The 19,585-nt window shown below is 63.2% G+C and carries 17 protein-coding genes; 11 read left to right on the top strand and 6 right to left on the bottom strand.

Annotated features, from left to right (window positions below; translation table 11 throughout):
- Positions 1–112: 112 nt before the first annotated feature.
- Positions 113–952 (top strand): uroporphyrinogen-III synthase, encoded by an 840-nt coding sequence (locus tag GWG67_RS14005; RefSeq protein ID WP_275169911.1) that lies wholly within the window; start codon positions 113–115, stop codon positions 950–952.
- Positions 953–1,081: 129 nt separating this feature from the next.
- Positions 1,082–2,344 (top strand): MFS transporter, encoded by a 1,263-nt coding sequence (locus GWG67_RS14000; protein ID WP_275169910.1) that lies wholly within the window; start codon positions 1,082–1,084, stop codon positions 2,342–2,344.
- On the opposite strand, the gene GWG67_RS13995 is transcribed toward GWG67_RS14000, so the two are convergent.
- Positions 2,341–3,015: a Crp/Fnr family transcriptional regulator gene (locus GWG67_RS13995; protein WP_106946375.1), complete on the bottom strand. Its 675-nt coding sequence runs from the start codon at positions 3,013–3,015 to the stop codon at positions 2,341–2,343. The genes GWG67_RS14000 and GWG67_RS13995 overlap by 4 nt on opposite strands.
- A 333-nt stretch (positions 3,016–3,348) precedes the next feature.
- Between GWG67_RS13995 and GWG67_RS13990 the strand changes: the two genes are divergently transcribed.
- From GWG67_RS13990 to GWG67_RS13965, 6 genes are all read left to right on the top strand, one after another.
- A complete protein-coding gene (locus tag GWG67_RS13990; protein ID WP_275169909.1) occupies positions 3,349–4,170 on the top strand; it encodes an ABC transporter ATP-binding protein in 822 nt (273 codons plus the stop codon).
- Complete coding sequence (locus tag GWG67_RS13985; protein ID WP_275169908.1) at positions 4,167–6,098, top strand: long-chain fatty acid--CoA ligase; 1,932 nt, start codon at positions 4,167–4,169, stop codon at positions 6,096–6,098. The genes GWG67_RS13990 and GWG67_RS13985 overlap by 4 nt, the downstream gene beginning before the upstream one ends.
- A gap of 79 nt (positions 6,099–6,177) precedes the next feature.
- Complete coding sequence (locus tag GWG67_RS13980) at positions 6,178–7,071, top strand: branched-chain amino acid ABC transporter permease (RefSeq protein WP_007612526.1); 894 nt, start codon at positions 6,178–6,180, stop codon at positions 7,069–7,071.
- A gap of 3 nt (positions 7,072–7,074) precedes the next feature.
- The gene (locus GWG67_RS13975; RefSeq protein ID WP_275169907.1) at positions 7,075–8,148 is read left to right on the top strand and encodes a branched-chain amino acid ABC transporter permease; all 1,074 of its coding nucleotides are present in this window, start codon (positions 7,075–7,077) and stop codon (positions 8,146–8,148) included.
- A 46-nt stretch (positions 8,149–8,194) separates the two neighbouring features.
- Positions 8,195–9,478 (top strand): ABC transporter substrate-binding protein, encoded by a 1,284-nt coding sequence (locus GWG67_RS13970; protein ID WP_275169906.1) that lies wholly within the window; start codon positions 8,195–8,197, stop codon positions 9,476–9,478.
- 126 nt (positions 9,479–9,604) lie between these two features.
- Positions 9,605–10,444, top strand: coding sequence for an ABC transporter ATP-binding protein (locus tag GWG67_RS13965; protein WP_275169905.1), 840 nt, complete (start codon positions 9,605–9,607; stop codon positions 10,442–10,444).
- Here GWG67_RS13965 and GWG67_RS13960 read toward each other — a convergent pair.
- Positions 10,441–11,595, bottom strand: coding sequence for an AGE family epimerase/isomerase (locus GWG67_RS13960; RefSeq protein WP_275169904.1), 1,155 nt, complete (start codon positions 11,593–11,595; stop codon positions 10,441–10,443). The genes GWG67_RS13965 and GWG67_RS13960 overlap by 4 nt on opposite strands.
- A gap of 86 nt (positions 11,596–11,681) precedes the next feature.
- Between GWG67_RS13960 and GWG67_RS13955 the strand changes: the two genes are divergently transcribed.
- Complete coding sequence (locus tag GWG67_RS13955) at positions 11,682–12,905, top strand: phenylacetate--CoA ligase family protein (RefSeq protein WP_275169903.1); 1,224 nt, start codon at positions 11,682–11,684, stop codon at positions 12,903–12,905.
- 124 nt (positions 12,906–13,029) lie between these two features.
- Here the strand turns inward: GWG67_RS13955 and GWG67_RS13950 are convergent, their stop codons facing one another.
- Genes GWG67_RS13950 through GWG67_RS13935 form a run of 4 tightly spaced genes read right to left on the bottom strand, consistent with a single transcriptional unit; the run spans position 13,030 to position 17,484 of the window.
- The gene (locus GWG67_RS13950; RefSeq protein ID WP_275169902.1) at positions 13,030–14,262 is read right to left on the bottom strand and encodes a Gfo/Idh/MocA family protein; all 1,233 of its coding nucleotides are present in this window, start codon (positions 14,260–14,262) and stop codon (positions 13,030–13,032) included.
- A gap of 48 nt (positions 14,263–14,310) precedes the next feature.
- Complete coding sequence (gene rfbG / locus GWG67_RS13945) at positions 14,311–15,408, bottom strand: CDP-glucose 4,6-dehydratase (protein ID WP_275169901.1); 1,098 nt, start codon at positions 15,406–15,408, stop codon at positions 14,311–14,313.
- Positions 15,390–16,163, bottom strand: coding sequence for a glucose-1-phosphate cytidylyltransferase (gene rfbF, locus GWG67_RS13940; protein ID WP_275169900.1), 774 nt, complete (start codon positions 16,161–16,163; stop codon positions 15,390–15,392). The genes rfbG and rfbF overlap by 19 nt, the downstream gene beginning before the upstream one ends.
- A gap of 55 nt (positions 16,164–16,218) precedes the next feature.
- Positions 16,219–17,484: a class I SAM-dependent methyltransferase gene (locus GWG67_RS13935; RefSeq protein WP_275169899.1), complete on the bottom strand. Its 1,266-nt coding sequence runs from the start codon at positions 17,482–17,484 to the stop codon at positions 16,219–16,221.
- 262 nt (positions 17,485–17,746) lie between these two features.
- On the opposite strand from GWG67_RS13935, the gene GWG67_RS13930 reads away from it, so the two are divergent.
- Positions 17,747–18,811, top strand: coding sequence for a glycosyltransferase family 2 protein (locus tag GWG67_RS13930; RefSeq protein WP_275169898.1), 1,065 nt, complete (start codon positions 17,747–17,749; stop codon positions 18,809–18,811).
- Positions 18,808–19,515, top strand: a complete 708-nt coding sequence (locus tag GWG67_RS13925; protein ID WP_275169897.1) for a class I SAM-dependent methyltransferase — start codon at positions 18,808–18,810, stop codon at positions 19,513–19,515. The genes GWG67_RS13930 and GWG67_RS13925 overlap by 4 nt, the downstream gene beginning before the upstream one ends.
- Positions 19,516–19,585: the final 70 nt, after the last annotated feature.

Genomic DNA, 19,585 nt, shown 5'->3' with positions numbered 1-19,585 from the left:
GCGGAACGATCCGCGATTGCGCCCTGCTCTATCACCGACCCCACCCTTGCGCCAATCCCGACCGTGGAGTCAGGATGAACGCACCATTGCTTTGACTGACCGGAGTAGGCTCATGGCCGACCGCTTGAACGGCACCCGCATCCTGATCCTGGAAACGCGCGAGGAGGCGCAGTTTTCGAAGCTGCTGGCCGAGCAAGGCGCCGAGGTCGTGCAATGCCCGATGTTCACCATCCAGGATGCACCGGACCCCGCCCCGGTCGAGGCCTGGATCCGCCGTGCCATCGACAAGCCCTTCGACGATCTCGTGCTGATGACCGGCGAAGGGCTGCGGCGGATCATGAAGCTCGCCGTCGCGCGAGGGCTCGATCAGGCCCTCGTGGCGGCGCTTGCCGGATCGCGGAAATTCACCCGTGGCCCGAAGCCCGGCAAGGCACTGCGCGAAGTCGGGCTCGATGCGCAGCAGACCACGGAGAAGCCGACCACCGAGGGCGTGATCGAGATGTTGGGCAATCTCGACCTGAAGGGGCATCGCCTCGGCCTCCAGCTCTATCCCGACAAAGACCACAGCGCGCTGACCGATGCGCTGTCGGCGCAAGGGGCCGAGGTCGATAGCGTGCTGCCCTATGCCTACGATTCCAAGGCGGCGGATGCCAACATCGTCACCGCCATCGACGACATGGCCGAAGGGCGGATCGATTCCATCGCGCTGACCAATCTCGGGCAGGTCCGCCGGCTGATCGAAGCCGCGAAAGCCCACGGCAGCGAGGCGAAGCTGCGCGTAGGTCTCGAGCGGACGCTGATCGCGTCGGTAGGACCGGCGGTCTCGGGCGAGCTCACCGCGCATGGTTTGCGCACGGACGTCTCGCCGGCCGACGAAGCCTATTTCATGCGGCCCCTGATCTCGGCCATGGCGACGGCGCTCGCGGAGCGGAAGCAAGCTCCTGCGCGTTGATCGCGCGTCGTCGGCGAGCATGGCACTATGCGGCAGCGCCGATTGACACCGGGATCGCCGGGGTTACCCTGCGAGCAGAAAAACGAATAACAAAGGGCAGGGAATCGCCGTGAAACCCGTCGTCGAGTCTTGAGCACGACCATACGTCTTTCCGCGCTCGCGCCATTCCGCATCCGCAACTATCGCTTTCAATGGCCGTCCGATCTGCTCACCTCCTGGGCATTCGAGATCGAGACGCTGGTGCTCGGCTGGTACATAATGGTCGAGACCGGCTCGGTGCTGCTACTCACCGTGCTTGCGTCGCTCCAGTTCGTCGGGACGTTGGTGGCGCCGGTGTTCGGCATGATCGGCGACCGCATGGGTCATCGCGATCTCCTGGTCGCGATGCGTCTTGCCTATATGGTGCTGGCGTCGACCATCATGATTCTGGCGCTGACCGGTCACCTGACGCCCCTAAGCGTCATGATCATCGTCGCAATCATGGGCCTGAGTCGACCTTCGGACCTCGGCGTTCGCGGCGCGCTGCTCGCCGACATCATGCCGGCCGAGCAACTGGTGGGCGCCATCAGCGTTGCGCGCACGACCCAGGACAGCGCGCGCATCGCCGGCGCGTTGACGGGGGCCGGGCTGTTTGCCGTCCTCGGCATTGGCCTCGTTTACGTAGTGATCGTCTGCCTCTATCTCGCGGCCGCGCTGCTCATGCTCTGCCTGACCCGGCCGGAAAGGACCATTGCCACAACTCATCTTTCGGCGGACAGTCGCGCCGTTTCGAGATTGCTGGTCGATTTGAAGGAAGGGATCGTCTACGCCTGGAATGGTCCGGCGATGCGCGCGGCGTTGTGCGTCGCCTTCCTCGCCAACCTGACCGCATTTCCTTTCACCGGCGGATTGCTGCCCTACATCGCGCGGGATATCTTTCATACTGACCAGACCGGCCTCGGTTATCTCTCGGCGAGCTTCGCCGTCGGCTCGCTGATCGGCTCCATCACGCTCAGCCTCGTCAGCGGATTGCGCATTGCCCGGCTCCTGATCGGCGCGACGCTGGCCTGGTACGCCATGCTGCTGGTGTTCGTCGAGATCAGGACGATGCCGGTGGCGATGGCCTGCCTCGTGCTCGCCGGCATCGCCCAGAGCATGTCGATGATATCAGCTGCCGTCATCCTGATGCGGACGGCCAGCGCACACCTTCGCGGCCGCGTCATGGGCGTGCGCATGATGGTGATCTACGGCCTGCCGCTCGGATTGCTCGCGGCCGGCAGCCTGATCGACATCATCGGCTATTCCGCGACGGGGTCGCTCTATGCTGTATCGGGGTTCATCGCAATGATGGCGATCGCGGTGCGCTGGCGCGCTGACCTCTGGCCGGTGCACGCCCCCGCCAATGGACGCTAATCCCCGTACCCGCGCAATCGCTCGATATCGAGGATGGTGACGCCGCCATATTCCAGCCGGAGCAAGCCCTCTTTCTCCAGCCGGTTCAGCGCGCGGTTGGCATTCTGGCGGGACATGCCGGAAAGCGCGCCGATCTCCTCCTGGGTGATCTCCAGATGCGCGGTGGATTCCGGATAGAGGATCGGATTGAACAGCGAGGCGATGCTGCGGGCAAGCCGCGCGGTGGCATCCAGCGTGCGGTTGACTTCGAGCATGCCGATGAACTGGCCGAGCCGCTCGTTGAGCTGGCGCACCAGGAAGCGGTTGAAGCCGACGCTGTTCTCGAACAGCCACATGAAGGCGCTACGTTCCATCAGTGCGACACGGCTGTTGCGCAGCGCGACCACGTCATAGCGGCGCGGCTCGTTCTTGAGCACGCTGCCTTCGCCGAACCAGGCCCCCGCCGTCAGCCCGGCAAGGCTCGTCTCCTTGCCGTCGCGCGAGACCCCGCCCATCCGGGCAAGGCCGAAGACCATGCCCGCCCAATAGTCGAACGTGTCGCCGCGCATGAAGACGGTCTCGCCGGTGCCGTAGGACCGCTCCGTTATCCCGGCGCGAGCGACCTCGATCTCCGCTTGCGTGAGCTCGCGCGACCAGGCAGCGACGCGCTTCAGTTGATCTTCTGAAATCATGATCCCGAAGCCAGCCGCACCGTGCGTCACTCCTTATTCTGCTGCAATGCAGCATGATCGTTCCGACCACCATCCGACGAAAGATGGAGGATGCTCCCATCCAAAAACTTTGTCGCAGAATTGTCAGCCGGGAGACATTTCAAAATAGCGCTTTCCCCTATTGAGGACCACCTCGGGCGATGCGGCTTTTGATCCCAAACGGGAACGAGAGCGGCGCGGCTCCGGTCGAGACCATCTGCTGCATGGTCTCACCGGCACGGCCGTACTAGGATCGCCCGATAGAACGGACGAAGAGCGCCACTGAAAGCGCCATCACCGGGAGGGATCTGTTTGGTGGCTACCAGTCTTGAAGTGCGCGGCGTGTCCTTGCGATTCGGCGGCGTTCGTGCGCTGACTGATGTCGGCTTCGCCATCAGGGAAGGCGAGCTGTTCTCGATCATCGGCCCCAACGGCGCCGGCAAGACCTCGATCGTGAACTGTATTTCCGGCCGCTACAAGCCGACCGAAGGCCAGCTGTTCTACCAGGGCCGCGACATCACCGGCCTGACGCCCAACGCGCGCGCTTCGCTCGGCATCGGCCGCACCTTCCAGAACCTGGCGCTGTTCCACCACATGAGCGTGCTCGACAACATCATGGTCGGCCGCCATCACCTCCTGAAGAACAATTTTCTCACGGGCTCGCTGTACTGGTTCACCGGCGCGCGCAAGGAAGAGCTCGAGCACCGCCGCAAGGTCGAGGAGATCATCGATTTCCTCGATCTCCAGTCGGTGCGAAAGGCGCAAGCCGGCACCCTCTCCTATGGCCTGCGCAAGCGGGTCGAGCTCGCGCGCGCCATGGCACTGGAGCCGCGCCTCATTCTCCTCGATGAGCCGATGGCCGGAATGAACTTCGAGGAGAAGGAGGACATGGCCCGCTACATCGTCGATCTCAACGAGGAGTTCGGCATGACCGTGGTGATGATCGAGCACGACATGGGTGTGGTGATGGACATCTCCCACCGCGTCATGGTGCTGGATTTCGGCCGCAAGATCGCAGAGGGCGATCCGGCCGCCGTGCTCGCCGATCCCCACGTCAGGCGCGCCTATCTCGGCGAAGCGGACGAGGTGCTGGTCGATCCTGACGATGCTCCGCCGGCGCAGGAGAGCGCGGCATGATGGATTACGCAGGCCGCGTCGCGCAGGCCGACACCTATCCGAAGATGCTCCGGCTCAATGCGAAGGAGTACGGCAATGAGATTGCGCTGCGCGAGAAGGATCTTGGGCTATGGCGCCCGTTCACCTGGAACGCCTACCAGAGGCGGGTGCGCGATTTCGCGCTCGGCCTCGTCGAACTGGGCCTTGGGCGCCAAGACGTCATAGGCATCATCGGCGACAACCGGCCGGACTGGGTCGCGGCGGAAATCGCCACTCATGCGGTTGGAGGCTTGAGCCTCGGGCTCTATCGCGACGTGCTCGACGAAGAAGCCTCGTATCTCCTCAACTATGGCGAGGCGCAGCTCGTCTTTGCCGAGGACGAGGAGCAGGTCGACAAGCTGCTCACGCTCGCCGACCGCGTCCCAAAGCTGAAGCACATCATCTATTCCGATCCACGCGGCATGCGGAAATACGATGATCCGCGTTTGATGTCGGCGGAGACGTTTGCCGAACTCGGCCGGGCGCGGGCGACGCGCGAACCGGAGCTTTACGACCGGCTGGTGGACGCGACCAAGGGCGAGGACGTCGCGATCCTCTGCACGACGTCTGGCACCACCTCGCATCCAAAGCTCGCGATGCTCGCCGCCGGCCGCGTGCTCGGCCATTGCGCGACGTATCTGGCTTTCGACCCGAAGGGGCCGGACGACGAATACGTGTCGGTGCTGCCGCTGCCCTGGATCATGGAACAGGTCTATGTGCTCGGCAAAGGCCTCTTGTGCCGGATGAAGATCAACTTCGTCGAAGAGCCCGAGACCATGATGAGCGATCTGCGCGAGATCGCGCCGACGTTTGTCCTGTTTGCGCCGCGCGTGTGGGAATCGATCGCCGCCGACGTCCGCGCCAGGGTGATGGACGCAACGCCTTTCAAGCAAAGCCTGTTCGACATCGGCATGAAGAGCGGGCTTGCCGCGCTCGAACAGGGCCAGCGTTCCGGCTTTGCCGACGCGATCCTGTTCCGTGCATTGCGCGACCGCCTCGGATTCACCCGGCTGCGTTCAGCCGCAACCGGCGGCGCGGCACTCGGGCCCGAGACATTCAAGTTCTTCCAGGCGATGGGCGTGCCGCTGCGCACGCTCTACGGCCAGACCGAGCTGCTGGGGGCCTACACGCTGCATCCCGCGGGCAAGGTCGATCCCGACACCACCGGCGTGCCGATGGCCGACAGCATCGAAATCCGCATCGACAATGCCGACGTTCACGGTGTCGGCGAGATCGTGGTGCGGCATCCTCACATGTTCCTCGGCTATTACAAGAACCCGGAGGCGAGCGTCGCAGACGTCAGGGATGGCTGGATGCTGTCCGGCGACGCCGGCTATTTCAACGCGAATCGCCAGCTCGTGGTCATCGACCGCATCAAGGATCTCGCCGAGACCTCGCGCGGCGAGCGCTTCTCGCCGCAGTTCATCGAAAACAAGCTGAAGTTCTCGCCTTATATCGCGGAAGCCGTGGTGCTTGGCGCAGGCCGCGACGCGCTCGCGGCGATGATCTGCATCCGCTACTCCATCATCTCCAAATGGGCTGAGAAGAACCGGCTCTCGTTCACGACCTACAGCGATCTCGCCTCGCGGCCCGAGGTCTATGCGCTGCTCAAGAAGGAAGTCGAGACCGTCAACGCCACTCTGCCGCCGGCACAGCGCATCTCGCGCTTCCTGCTGCTCTACAAGGAGCTCGACGCCGACGACGGCGAGCTTACCCGCACGCGGAAAGTGCGCCGCAGCGTCATCAACGAAAAATACGAAGGCATCATCGACGCGATCTACCGCGGGCAGGCCGACATCCCCGTGGACACTGTGATCCGGTTCCAGGACGGCACCACGCAGCGCGTACGAACAACGCTGAGGGTCGTGGATCTGGGTGAACCGGGCCAGCTCGCGGAGGCCGCGGAGTGAGCACGCTTTCAAACGGGCGCGCGCTGCCAGTCGATACGCCCTCTCCCCGCAAGCGGGGTGAGGCGAAGGATAGCATAACATGAACACCGCCTTTCTCATTCAGCTCCTGGTCAACGGCCTCGTGGTCGGCACGCTCTATGGCGTGGTCGCGATGTCGTTCGTGCTGATCTACAAGGCCACGCAAGTCGTCAATTTCGCGCAGGGCGAACTCTTGCTGGTCGGCGCCTGGGTGTGCTGGACCCTGCTCGCGAAATATCAGGTGCCGTTCTGGATCGGCATGCCGATGACGCTGGTGTTCATGTTCGTGTTCGGCATCGCGGTGCAGGTCCTGATACTGCGACCGATGATCGGTGAACCCATCATCTCCGTCATCATGGTGACGATCGGCCTGTCCACCGTGCTGCAGGCGACGCTGAAATGGATGTTCGGCGTCAATCCGCAGCCGTTCCCGCGCGTGTTCGAGAGCCAGTCCGTCAGCTTGTTCGGGCTCCAAATCCAAACCGTCTATGTCATGAGCCTCGTCGTCTCGATCGCGATGATGATCGGCATGGCCTGGTTCTTCCGCGCGTCAAAGTACGGGCTTGCGATGCGCGCCACCGCGTTCAACCAGCAGGTCGCGCAATCTCTCGGCATTTCCGTGAAGAGCGTGTTCGCGATGGCTTGGGCGATCTCCGCAACGGTGTCGGCGGTGGCAGGCGTCGTTGTTGCCGTCGTGAACGGCGTATCCTCGGGCCTCGCCGCTTACGGCATTAAGGTGTTTCCGGCGGCGATCCTCGGCGGGCTCGATTCCGTCGGGGGCGCCGTGCTCGGCGGCATCATCATCGGGTTACTCGAGAACATCGCGCAATATGTCGACAGCGAATACCTTCACTGGGGCAATCTCTACGAGATCGCGCCGTTCTACGTCCTCATCATCGTGCTGATGATCAAGCCCTACGGCCTGTTCGGCACCCACGACATCGAACGGATCTGATACATGGCCGGCCCCGCGCTCATCCCTGCTGGTGATTTCCGCACCTCTTACGCGGCCGACACCACGATCTTTCCGACCACGACCAGCCGCAATTTTGCGATCGCCGGCGTAGTACTGCTCTGCCTCGTGCCGCAATTCCTTGGCGGGTACTGGCTCAGCATCCTGATTCAGATCGGCATCTTTTCCATCGCGGCCCTCGGGCTGAACATCCTGGTTGGCTTCACCGGCCAGATTTCAATTGGCCATGCCGCGTTCTTCCTGCTCGGCGCGTTCACGTCTGCCTACATCTCTAACGGCACATCGATCCCGGTGTTCTTCGCGATCCCCCTCGCGGGCGTCGTCACTGCGCTGGTCGGGCTGATCTTCGGCATCCCGGCGGCGCGGCTGAAGGGGCTCTACCTCGTGATCGCCACGCTCGCCGCGCAATATATCCTGCTCGACTTCTTCTCCCGCGCGGAGTGGTTCACCGGCGGCTCGGTGCCGGCCAGCGCCAATCCGTTCTCGATCTTCGGCTACACGCTGCGCGGCGACAGGCAATATTTCTACGTCGTACTCGCCTACGTAGTTGCAAGCTACGTCCTCGTCACCAATCTGATGCGCACCCGCGACGGCCGCGCGCTGGTGGCGATCCGCGACCATTATCTCTCCGCGGAGATCATGGGCATCAATCTCACCAAGTACCGCACGCTGTCATTTGGGCTCGCGGCGTTCTTCGCCGGCATCGCCGGCGCGCTCTACGCGCACTACCAGCTCGTGGTGTCGCAAGAGGGTTTCGGCATCGAACGCTCGATCCTGTTCCTCGCCATGATCATTATCGGCGGCACCGGTTCGATCATGGGCACGCTGATGGGCACCGCGTTCGTGGTGCTGCTGCCCGAGACGATGGAGTTCCTCAGCGTGACGCTGAAGGGCGGCGCGATCGACAAGGCGCTGTCGCTCAACAACAACATAACCTTCCTGCGCGAGATCGCGATCGGGGTGATCATCATCGCGTTCCTGATGTTCGAGCCCGACGGGCTCGCCCATCGCTGGCGACAGATCAGGGCGTATTGGAAACTCTACCCGTTCTCCCATTGAGCGCGGGCAACTCTCTAACCAACAAATAAACAGGAGGAGGCAACCAATGAAGACAAAATCCCTTTTGAGCACCGCATCGCTTGCACTGGCGATCGCCGCATTCTCGTCAGGCGCGCAGGCGCAGATCGCAATCGGGCATCTCGCCGATTATTCCGGCGGCACGTCCGACGTCGGCACGCCCTACGGCCAGGCCGTCGCCGACACCTTCGCCTGGGTCAACAAGAACGGCGGCGTGGGCGGCAAGCAGATCAACGTCGACACCAACGACTATGGCTACCAGGTGCCGCGCGCCATCGCGCTCTACAAGAAGTGGTCGGCGCCGGACTCCAAAGTCGCGGCGATCATGGGCTGGGGCACGGCAGACACCGAGGCGCTGACCGGCTTCCTCGCACAAGATAAAATCCCCGACCTCTCCGGCTCCTACGCCGCCGCCCTCACCGATCCCGAAGGCGTCAGCGGCAAGGCCAAGCCCGCGCCGTATAATTTCTTCTACGGTCCGAGCTATTCGGACTCGCTGCGCGCGATGCTGATGTGGGCAGCCGAAGACTGGAAGGCCAAAGGCAAGTCCGGCAAGCCGAAATTCGTCCACATGGGGGCCAACCACCCCTATCCGAACGCGCCGAAGGCCGCCGGCGAAGCGATGGCGCAGGAGCTCGGCTTCGAGGTGCTGCCGCCGCTGGTCTTCGCGCTCGCGCCGGGTGACTACAGCGCGCAGTGCCTGAGCCTGAAATCCTCAGGCGCCAACTACGCCTATCTCGGCAACACCGCCGCGTCCAACATCTCGGTGATGAAGGCCTGCAAGACCGCCGGCGTCGACATCCAGTTCATGGGCAATGTCTGGGGCATGGACGAGAATGCCGCCAAGACCGCGGGCGACGCCGCCGACGGCGTGATCTTCCCGCTGCGCACCGCTGTAAGCTGGGGCGGCGATGCGCCCGGCATGAAGACGGTGATGGAGATCTCGAAGATGTCCGATCCTACCGGCAAGGTCTATCGCCCGGTGCACTACATCGCGGCCGTCTGCTCGGCGCTTTACATGAAGGAAGCGATCGATTGGGCCGCCAAGAACGGCGGCGCCACCGGCGAGAACGTCGCCAAGGGCTTCTACCAGAAGAAGGACTGGGTGCCATCAGGCATGGAAGGCGTCTGCAATGCCTCGACCTGGACCGACAAGGACCACCGCGGCACGCTGAAGGTCGATCTCTACCGCACCAAGATTGCGGGCGCGACCGACGGCGACCTCAACGACCTCATGGCTAAGGGCGCGATCAAGCTCGAGAAGGTCAAGACTGTCGAGCTTCCGCGCAAGCCGGAATTGCTGGGCTGGTAACCACAACATCGGACGTCATGGCCGGGCTTTGTCCCGGCCATCCACGCCTGACCACTCGGACGAAGTACCTGGATGCCCGGGCCAAGCCCCGGGCACGACGAGCACAGCAAATTGGCGGCAACTGATATGACCGACACCCTCGAAGCGGCTCGCCCCTCCCCCGGCATCGTACCCGCGCCGCCTCTCCTCGGCGTGCGCAACATCGAGGTCGTCTATGACGACGTCATCCTGGTGCTGCGCGGCCTCAGCCTCGACGTGCCCAAGGGCGCGATCGTGGCGCTCCTCGGCGCCAACGGCGCCGGCAAGTCGACGACCCTGAAGGCGATCTCCGGGCTGCTCAAGACCGAGGACGGTGAAGTCACGCGCGGCGAGATCCTGTTCGACGGCGAGCGCATCAACGGCATCGATCCCGACAAGATCGTCCGCCGCGGCATCTTCCAGGTGATGGAGGGCCGGCGCATCGTTGCCGACATGACCTCGCTGGAAAACCTCAAGCTCGGCGCCTTCACCCGCAGGGACCGCGAGGTCGGCGCCGATCTCGACATGGTCTTCAACTACTTCCCGCGCCTGAAGGAGCGGACCGGGCTTGCCGGTTATCTCTCGGGCGGCGAGCAGCAGATGCTCGCGATCGGTCGCGCGCTGATGGCGCGCCCGAAGATGATCCTGATGGACGAGCCTTCGATGGGCTTGTCGCCGCTGCTGGTGAAAGAGGTGTTCTCGATCATCCAGAAGATCAACCGCGACCTCGGCGTCACCATTCTCTTGGTCGAGCAGAACGCCCGCGCCGCGCTGTCGGTGGCAAGCCACGGCTACATCATGGAGCAGGGAAAGGTCGTGCTCGACGGCACCGCGGACGAATTGCGCGACAACGAGGACGTCAAGGAATTCTACCTCGGCGGCGCCGGCGACCAGCGCAAGAGCTTCAAGAACCTCAAGAGCTTCAAGCGGCGCAAGCGCTGGCTTTAACCTTCCAGTACCTGCTCCGCTTCCGTGACTGCGCAGAGAACATGATAGAACGAAGACGCAGGAATGGTATCGATCAGCGATTTGCCGTCGCGGTCGAACTGGTCGTACCAGCCGCCCCGCACGGGATGGTTGAGATAATGGCGTTCGAGCCGAGCGAGCGCCATGCGCGCCTCCTCCGCCGCGCCCGCCTCGCCGGATTCGGCCTGCGCGATCCACGCCTTCGCGATCTCGGTCTGCGGCCACAGCCGGCGCGTAGTGCGGCGAATGTTGCCGGCGTCGTCGCCCTCGTCGACCAGACAGCCGGTGGCCTCGTCGCGATAGCGCAGCGCGGTTTCCAGCAGCTCGGCGCGCCGCTGTCCGGTCGGGCAGCCCGTGATGCGTTCGAATCCCTTCAGCAGCCAGACCCATTCCGCCTGATGGCCGGGCTCGATGCTGACCGGCGCGATCTTCGACCAGTCCTCTTCGAAATATTCGCCGAGCGCGCGCGTCCGCTTGTCGTAGAGATTGGCGAGGAACAGCGCGAAGAACTCGCCGGCACGGTTCTGAAACGACAAATCGTGGGTCGCATCGAAGCACGCGATCATCGCCTCGAACAGATGCATGTGCGGGTTCTGCCGGCGCGGCAGCGAGACTGGAAGGCCCTCGTGGACGCCGCCGTGCGGCGAGCGCAGATGGCCGTCGAGGAAGGCGAGCAGCGCGTCGATCTCGGCGCGAATTTGTGCGTCCTGGTCGAGCGCATAGACGGTCGCGAGCGCAAACAGGATGAAGGCGTGGTCGTAGGCATCGCGCCGGCCGTCCAGCACCGCGCCCTCCGGCGTCAGCCGGTGCACGTAGCCGGGCCGGCCGTCGGGGGCCTTTGCCTTGGCGAGCAGATGCTCCAGCCCCTTGAGCGCGATGGCGCGCCCCTCAGGGTACCAGCCCATCTGCGCGGCCTTGGCATAGCACCAGATCTGGCGGGCCTGCACGAACACGCGTCGCGGCGCGATCACGTCCGCCGTGCCGTCGCGGTGCAGCCGATCGATGAAACCACCCGCGCCATGGTCCCAACCGACCGTCGACCACAGCGGCAGCGCCTCGTCGATCATGCGGCGCTTCAGGCGCGCGACGACGTCCGCCGCCTCGTCCGCCGCACTGATTCCCTCGTCCGCCATCGCGTCCTCTTCAAACCTCGCCCATGGCCGTCTGATACCCATGCCGGCGGCGGTACGCAACGGATGCCAACCCGGAAAGATCAGCCATGACCGCCCATTACGACGCCCTCGAAACGCGCGAACAAGCCGCGCGCGAGGCCGATCTGTTCGCCCGCCTGCCCGGCGTGCTGCGCTCTGCGATGACCGCGCCCGTCTATGCAGATCGCCTGAAAGGCGTGGATCCGGCGACCGTAACCTCCAGGGCGGCCCTGGCGGGCCTGCCGGTGCTGCGCAAGTCGGAACTGCCGGCCCTGCACAAGGCCTCGACGCCCTTCGGAGGGTTGGTCGCGGCGGCGCCCGGTTCGTTCGCCCGTCTCTTCACCTCCCCAGGGCCGATTTTCGAGCCGGAGGGGCGGCAAGCCGACCCCTGGCGCGGCGCACGGGCGCTGTTCGCGGCCGGGTTCCGACCTGATGACATCGTGCTCAACACCTTCAGCTACCATCTCACCCCCGGCGGCTTCATCTTCGATGCGTCGGCGCGCGCGCTCGGTTGCGCCGTGATCCCGGCAGGTCCAGGGAATACCGAGCAGCAATTCGAGTTGATCGAAGCCTACCGTCCCGTCGGCTACAGCGGCACGCCGGACTTCCTGAAGATCTTGCTCGATGCTGCCGCAAGCTCCGGCCGCGACGTCTCCTCGATCAAGCGCGCGCTGGTCTCGGGCGCAGCATTCCCGCCCTCGCTCCAGGCGGAGATCAAGGCGCGCGGCATCGACGCCTACCAAGCCTTCGGCACCGCCGATCTCGGCCTCATCGCCTTCGAGACCAGCGCGCGCGACGGCATGGTCGTGAACGAGGATCTCATCATCGAGATCGTCAAGCCCGGGACCGGCGATCCCGTGGCGCCCGGCGACGTCGGCGAAATCGTCGTGACCTCACTCGATCCGCACCATCCCTGGATCCGGCTCGCGCTCGGCGACCTCACCACGGCACTGCCGGGGACCAGCCCCTGCGGGCGCACCAACATGCGCATCAGGGGCTGGATGGGCCGCGCCGATCAGACCACCAAGATCAAGGGCATGTTCGTCCGGCCCGAGCAGATCGCCGAGATCGGCAACCGCCATTCCGCGCTCGGAAGACTGCGCCTCGTCGTCACGCGCCAGGGCGAGACCGATGCAATGACGCTAAAAGCAGAGACGGCGGCCGCGAACGACGCGTTGCGCGAGGAGATTGCAGGCACCTTGCGGGCAGTGACGAAACTCGGAGGCGAGGTTGAACTGGTGAGGCCCGGTGCGCTGCCGAACGACGGCAAGGTGATCGCGGACGAGCGATGACAATGAAATCAGGCGAAGACCGCGTTGGTACCCAAAGCCTATCCGCGACGTTTCGTGACTGAGCGTTCGCGCTTCAATCGAGAAACCACAGCCCCCAGCCTCAGCCTTACGTAAGCCGTGCCGCTTAAGCCAACCGGCTCAGCGTCAGATGCGCGAAGAAGTCCGATTGCTGTATCGTTGCGATCACGGGGCGCAGCCTGTCGTCATGGATGTGAGCCGTCAGGTCAACGGCTTCGACCGCACCAACGATAATGTCTGCAAGCTCCCGTCTCAGGTCGCTGGTACGCGGTTCCTGAATATCCAGGAGCGGGGCGACATTATCGATGATCCAGGCCAAGACGTCGGGATCCCTCATCGTGTCCCCGCGCGCGAGACGGGCTGACACTGCCTTCGCCTCTTCTGCAATCAAGCGGGTCCGCACCGCTTCGGCCAGCTCGACGGCACCGATGCAACGGGACGCCAGCTGGGGCGATGACGAGAAGTCCCGCCCCGCGCGGACGATATCCAAAAAACCAGCCAGCTCCGTCGCAAGCGGCCCGAGCTTGCCGCCGACTTCCAAGCCCGGCAACTCGACGCCATCGATGAATATCCGGCCGGGCTCGTTGGTGAAATCAAGCTCGGCCGTGCCGCCATCGCGTAATTCGAGGCGGATCAATCGCTTGCGCGCCACAGCCCTCCGTCCGAACCGAAGCACGGCAAGCGATTGCCCCAAGCCCAGCGCAACCTCGACCGCACCTCGCGGCAACGGCTTCACCTCGCGCAATTGCGGCTCGGCGCTGTCGTCGATCAGATGCAGCATCGACCAAAGATGAGGAATGATCTCGTCGACTTTATGCGTCGTGACGTTGGACAATTTGGCCATGCCGTGCCGCATCTCCTGCTCAGCATCCAGCCACTCCAATTCGATGGCAGCGACTTCACGCCCTGCGCACAAACCCAGAAAATGACGCAAGAATGGCGCACTGAGCAGATGCAGGCCGACAAGGAGCGGGATGTTGCGCTCAGCCGCCAGATCGACCAGGCGCCTTGCACTGTCGACGCTCAGCGCAAGCGGCTTCTCGACCAGGGTTGGCACGTCCCCGCGCAGCAGGCTCTCGGCAGTTCCGGCGTGATCGGCGGCAGGTGTAGCAACGATGGCGGCATCGGGACGCAGAGCCAGCGCAGCGTCAAGGCTTGGGAGCGGCGTGAACCGAGGAGGCACTCCTGTACGATCGGCGAGAAACGCATTGAGGGCTTCGCCATTGTGGCGCGACACCCACAGCACACAACCGACACGGTCGGAAAGCTGCGCCAAGATGGAAGCGTGCGTCCGCCCCCATCGTCCGCCACCGACCAAAGCCACCGTGAGCCCGCTCATTGAAACTTTCCTCACCTCCGCACGGAGTGAGCCGTCGGAAACGTCCGGTCAGGTCGCGTGGCAATAGTCTCGGATCTGTCCGAGCGTGAAATCACGCATTGAGGAGGCCGACCGCTCCAAATCGGCCTTGTACCAATCGACAGTCATTTTCAACGCATCGTCAAATCCGAGCCGGGGTCGCCAGCCAAGCAGTGTTCGCGCCTTCGAGGAATCCAGCTTCAGGAAGGTCGCCTCGTGCAAGTCGTCGCTGCCGACATGCTGCCATTGCGCGCCATTGCCCCAAATCACGGCCAGCGTGTCGGCGAGGCGTGATACCGGCTGCTCGCTCTCCGGCCCTGGGCCGAAGTTCCAGCCGTCCGCCACGGCGGCGCCTTGCCTGAGCGAAGCCTCGGCCAGGAGCAGGTATCCGGCAAGAGGCTCAAGCACGTGCTGCCAGGGACGAATGGCCCGCGGGCGCCGCACCTCCAGTGCGCGTTGCATCGCAAAGGCGCGGATCGCGTCCGGCACGATGCGATCCTTCGCCCAATCGCCACCGCCGATAACATTGCCCGCACGTCCCGAAGCCGCCGGCGGCTCCGCGAAGCTGCGATTATACGAGGTCAGCAGCAGCTCGGCGCATCCCTTGCTCGTACTATAGGGATCGTGGCCTCCCATCGCCTCATTCTCGCGATAGCCCCACACCCACTCGCGATTTTCATAACACTTGTCGCTGGTGACGATGACGAACGAACGGATGCCGTCACCCGTACCCTCCGCCTTTGCCTTGAGATTGAACTGACGCACCGCCTCGAGCAGGTTCACCGTACCCATCACGTTGGTCGAGACAGTGCCGATCGGATCGACATAGGATTCACGCAGGACGGATTGCGCGGCGAGGTGAAACACCACTTCGGGCCTGCTGGTCGCCAACGCATGCGACAATGCCCCGATATCCCTGATATCGCCGCGCGTGTCATCGACGACGGCCGCGACCTCTGCCCGGTCGAACAGGGACGGCGTCGTCGGTGGAGCTAGCGAGAAACCGAAAACGCGGGCGTTCATGGCGGATAGCCACAGGCTGAGCCAGGCGCCCTTGAAACCGGTGTGTCCTGTCACCAGAACGCGCCGGCCACGCCAGAACTCCGGGTTTACGTCCACATACGCCACGGCGGGTTGTTCTCCTTCCAGAGCGCCTCGAGCAAATTGCGTTCTCGCAGCGTATCCATCGACCGCCAGAACCCTTCGTGGCGAAACACACGCAGTTCGCCGCTTTGGGCCAGTTGCTCGAGCGGCTGCCGCTCCCAGGTCGTGGAGTCGCCGGCAATCAGCTGGGCGACGCGAGGATCGAGCACGAAGAACCCGCCATTGATCCATCCGCCATCGCCGAGGGGCTTTTCGTTGAAACCCTTCACGACGCTGTCCTCGAGTTCGAGACTGCCGAACCTGCCTGGTGGACGCACGCCGGTAACGGTCGCAAGCTTGCCGTGCGAACGATGAAACGCGATCAGCTTCGCGATGTCGATATCGGCGACGCCATCACCATAGGTCAGGCAGAACGCATCGTCGTCTTGCACAAAGGGGAGCGCCCTCTTGATGCGGCCACCCGTTTCGGTCTCGGCGCCGGTGTCGACCAGCGTTACGCGCCACGGCTCCGACCGGCTGGCGTGAAAGTCGATCTGGTTGTTCTTGAGATCGATCGTGACGTCGGACGTATGCAGCAAGTAGTGTGAGAAATATTCCTTGATCAGGTAGCCCTTGTACCCCAGGCATATCACGAAGTCGTTGATGCCGAACGACGAGTAGATCTTCATGATGTGCCAGAGGATCGGATGACCGCCGATCTCGACCATCGGTTTCGGTCGGACGGAGGTCTCCTCGCTGAGGCGACTGCCGAGGCCTCCCGCCAGAATCATCGCTTTCATGACACCATTCCTACCGAGGGCGATCCGGCGCGCCGGCTTGACGTCCGGCCCACGCTCAATCCGGAAGTATGCTGACTTCGGGCAACGGCATGACCAGTTTCGACTTCAGTCCTCTTGCCCTCAATTGTTCGGCAATCGGCTGACCATAGTGCCAGGCGAGCAGCACCACGTAGTCCGGCTGTTCGCGGATCAGGCGCTCGTTGTCGACGATCGGAATCTGCTTTCCGGGCAAATGCAAGCCGAGCTTGAGCGAGGTGGGTTGCTCGCAGATATACGGCATCAGCGTGCGATCGATGCCGACATAGTTCAGCAGAGTGCTGCAACGGCCAGGGCACGAATTGCCGACGAAGCTCAGGCCCTTCTTGTTGCAGTCGAGAGCGAGCTCGAGGAGGTCGCGCTTGACCTTTTCGGCGCGTGCACGGAAAGCCGCGTAGCATTCAGGGTTCGAGAGACCGAAATCATCCTCGGCCTTCAGCAGTCGCGCGAGCGCGGGCTTGACCGGACGCCCCCTGCCCTTCGCCACGTACACGCGGATATTGCCGCCGTAACGGCTGACGCGCTGCGCGTCGACACAGGTGAAATCGAAGAACTCGAACAGCTTGACGATCGACTTCAACGAGTAGGTGCGAAGGTGCTCGTGATAGATCGTATCGAACTGGCCGCCCTCGATGACGTCGAGCAGATAATGGTTTTCGAGGATGAAAACGCCGTCGGGCGCCAGCAGGCGCTCCAGGCCGCGGATGAAGCCACCGAGCTGGGCCACATGCGCGAAGACGTTGGTGGCGGTGGCGACCTTGGCATGGCCGTGCGTCTCCACGACCTTGCGGGCAGTTTCCTCGTCGAAGAACGCCTGCAGCGTCTCGATGCCCTGTTCCTGCGCGATGCGTCCGATGTTGGTCGGTTCGATGCCGAGAACGCGCATGCCGCGCCGCTTGAACCCTGAGAGCAGCGTTCCGTCGTTGGACCCGATGTCGACAACGAGCTCGTCCGGCTTGAGCCCGAGGTCTGTGACCGCATCCTGCACGAACGCGTCCTGATAAACCGCGAGCTCCTTGGTGATGCCTGAGCGGTACGGATATTCGGGGTGAAATACGACTTCCGGCGGAACGACGTAGTCGATCTGCGACAGCGAGCAATCGCGGCACCACACCTGACGAAGCGGGTAGCTCGTTTCGGGACCGTCGAGCTGTGCCTTCGAGGGCAGCGAGTCGCACAGCGGTTGATGTCCAAGGTCGATGACGAGCTCAAGCCGCTCGGAGCCGCAGACCTGACAGCGCGTCAGCTTCCCGGTTGGGATGTCATGATGTGAGGCGTGGGGCATTCGGAACCTTAATTGCAACAACGAGATACGGCAGATTTCCGGGAGGCGATCCTCCCGAGCGGTGGCGCGACATGGAACGCGCCGGGCGAGCCTTACTGGAAAGCCCCCCATTAATCAAGCATATGCCCTTCGGAATACTACGTAATTTGGCCGCGAGAGGTCCGGGTGGCTTTGCGCGATGCGCAGCATCTGGTACTAGCTTTTTTCAGCTGACAGCAACCCTCGATGAATACCGATACACACGGACAGGACAACAAACGAAATGCGCGGAAAGCCCGCCGACACGGAACGCAAGCTCATTTCCATTTTGATTCCTGTCTTCAATGAGGAAGGCAACATCCGCAGGGCCTATGACGCCGTTTGTCATGTCTTCGAACAAATGAATGATCGCTATACGTTCGAAATCATCTTCACGGACAACCACAGCACCGACAACTCGATTGCTATTGTCACCGAACTGGCAGCAGCCGATCCGCGCGTTCGCGCGGTACGATTTGCCCGAAACTTTGGCTTCCAGAGGTCCGTGCTTACGGCCTATCGTCTGGCCTCCGGAGACGCCGCCATCCAGATCGACTGCGACCTCCAGGATCCACCGACAGTATTCCCCAAATTTCTGGAGCTGTGGGAGCAGGGTCACGACGTGGTCGTGGGTATCAGGCGCTTCCGGCAGGAAAGCAAGCTGCTGCAGTGGGCGCGACGGGTCTACTACCGGCTGCTCAGGCGACTATCCGACGATAATCTGATGCTCGACAGCGGCGATTTCAGGCTGATCGACCGCAGCGTGCTGGATCAGCTTCATCTGATCAACGATGTCGCGCCTTATACGCGCGGTCTGACGTCGCTGCTCGCGACCAAGCAGATCGGCGTGGCCTACGACCGACACGCGCGGCAAGCAGGTGTCAGCAAATTCCCGCTCGGAAAGCTGATATCGCTGGCGGTGGACGGATTGATCACGCACTCGATCTTCCCGCTTCGCCTCGCCGCCTTCATTGGGCTGGGAATCTCGGTACTGACCTGCCTCGCGAGCTTTTTTTACATCTTCTCGCGGCTATTCTTCGGTATCAATTGGCCGGCGGGCTTTGCCACGACAACAGTGCTGCTGCTGTTCGGGATCAGTCTCAATGCCATCTTTCTTGGCATCATCGGCGAGTATGTGGGACGCATCTACAATCAAGTACGCTCTCGGCCGACGACGGTCATCGAGTTCAGCGTCAATCTGCCGGATGTGTCCCTGGAACGTCTTGCACTACAAGCGCCGGCGGCGGCGGGCCTCCGAAGAGCACCAGTCGAGATCTCCCGCCGGACCGGGACGGAGCAGCCATCATGACGGAATTCGACCAATATCGCGACGGCTATAGCAAGCAAATCGACAGTGCCATCGCTTTCAGCGGCCAGCCGCAGGATTTCTTCACGCGCGCGAAGGCGCGCTACCTGCTGGATGCGTTCTCCAAGTTCCGCGCACAGAACGATATTTCATTGCGGCCGCTCGACGTCCTGGATATCGGCTGCGGGCAGGGCTTGATTCATCCCCACCTAAGGCCTGCGCAATCCGTCATCAAGCTCACCGGAATCGACGTGGCCGGTACGGTCATCGAAGAAGCAAAAGCGACCAATCCGGATGTCCACTACGATGTCTATGAAGGCACGCGGCTTCCCTACCAGGATCGCAGCTTCGACATCGCCTACGCGATAGCCGTCATGCATCACGTTCCGCCGGACGATTGGGAGTCCTTTCTCGTCGAAGCGGCTCGCGTGGTCCGGCCGGGAGGCCTCGTCATCATCATCGAGCACAATCCGCTCAATCCGCTGACGCAGAAGATCGTCAGGAGTTGCCCGTTCGACCAGAACGCCGTGTTGCTCCGCTCCGGTCGGCTTGCCAAGCTGTTTCGCGCCGCCGGCATGGTCGACCCGAAGCAGCAATTCATCATCTTCACACCGTTCGATACGCCATTCTTCCACAAGGTGGAGGCGAGCCTCGGCTGGCTGCCGCTCGGAGCGCAATACTGCATGGCAGCCCATGCGCCCTCCTGAGGCGCATCACTCAAGCCTCGCGCGGAAGCAGCCCGCATCGACCAATGTCGCGGCGCAGTGCGCCGCCCGT

Origin of the sequence: Bradyrhizobium sp. CSS354, from assembly GCF_029051725.1 — a bacterium.
Classification (GTDB): domain Bacteria; phylum Pseudomonadota; class Alphaproteobacteria; order Rhizobiales; family Xanthobacteraceae; genus Bradyrhizobium.
This window is presented reverse-complemented; position numbering and strand designations above follow the sequence as displayed.

What these genes read in the sequence shown, in the direction of transcription:
- rfbF (WP_275169900.1), bottom strand. Translation starts at nt 16,163, where the DNA reads ATGAAAGCGATGATTCTGGCGGGAGGCCTCGGCAGTCGCCTCAGCGAG.
- GWG67_RS13935 (WP_275169899.1), bottom strand. Translation starts at nt 17,484, where the DNA reads ATGCCCCACGCCTCACATCATGACATCCCAACCGGGAAGCTGACGCGC.
- GWG67_RS13965 (WP_275169905.1), top strand. Translation starts at nt 9,605, where the DNA reads ATGACCGACACCCTCGAAGCGGCTCGCCCCTCCCCCGGCATCGTACCC.
- GWG67_RS13925 (WP_275169897.1), top strand. Translation starts at nt 18,808, where the DNA reads ATGACGGAATTCGACCAATATCGCGACGGCTATAGCAAGCAAATCGAC.
- GWG67_RS13980 (WP_007612526.1), top strand. Translation starts at nt 6,178, where the DNA reads ATGAACACCGCCTTTCTCATTCAGCTCCTGGTCAACGGCCTCGTGGTC.
- GWG67_RS13970 (WP_275169906.1), top strand. Translation starts at nt 8,195, where the DNA reads ATGAAGACAAAATCCCTTTTGAGCACCGCATCGCTTGCACTGGCGATC.
- GWG67_RS13955 (WP_275169903.1), top strand. Translation starts at nt 11,682, where the DNA reads ATGACCGCCCATTACGACGCCCTCGAAACGCGCGAACAAGCCGCGCGC.
- GWG67_RS13975 (WP_275169907.1), top strand. Translation starts at nt 7,075, where the DNA reads ATGGCCGGCCCCGCGCTCATCCCTGCTGGTGATTTCCGCACCTCTTAC.
- GWG67_RS13995 (WP_106946375.1), bottom strand. Translation starts at nt 3,015, where the DNA reads ATGATTTCAGAAGATCAACTGAAGCGCGTCGCTGCCTGGTCGCGCGAG.
- GWG67_RS13950 (WP_275169902.1), bottom strand. Translation starts at nt 14,262, where the DNA reads ATGAGCGGGCTCACGGTGGCTTTGGTCGGTGGCGGACGATGGGGGCGG.
- GWG67_RS13930 (WP_275169898.1), top strand. Translation starts at nt 17,747, where the DNA reads ATGCGCGGAAAGCCCGCCGACACGGAACGCAAGCTCATTTCCATTTTG.
- GWG67_RS13985 (WP_275169908.1), top strand. Translation starts at nt 4,167, where the DNA reads ATGATGGATTACGCAGGCCGCGTCGCGCAGGCCGACACCTATCCGAAG.
- GWG67_RS13960 (WP_275169904.1), bottom strand. Translation starts at nt 11,595, where the DNA reads ATGGCGGACGAGGGAATCAGTGCGGCGGACGAGGCGGCGGACGTCGTC.
- GWG67_RS14005 (WP_275169911.1), top strand. Translation starts at nt 113, where the DNA reads ATGGCCGACCGCTTGAACGGCACCCGCATCCTGATCCTGGAAACGCGC.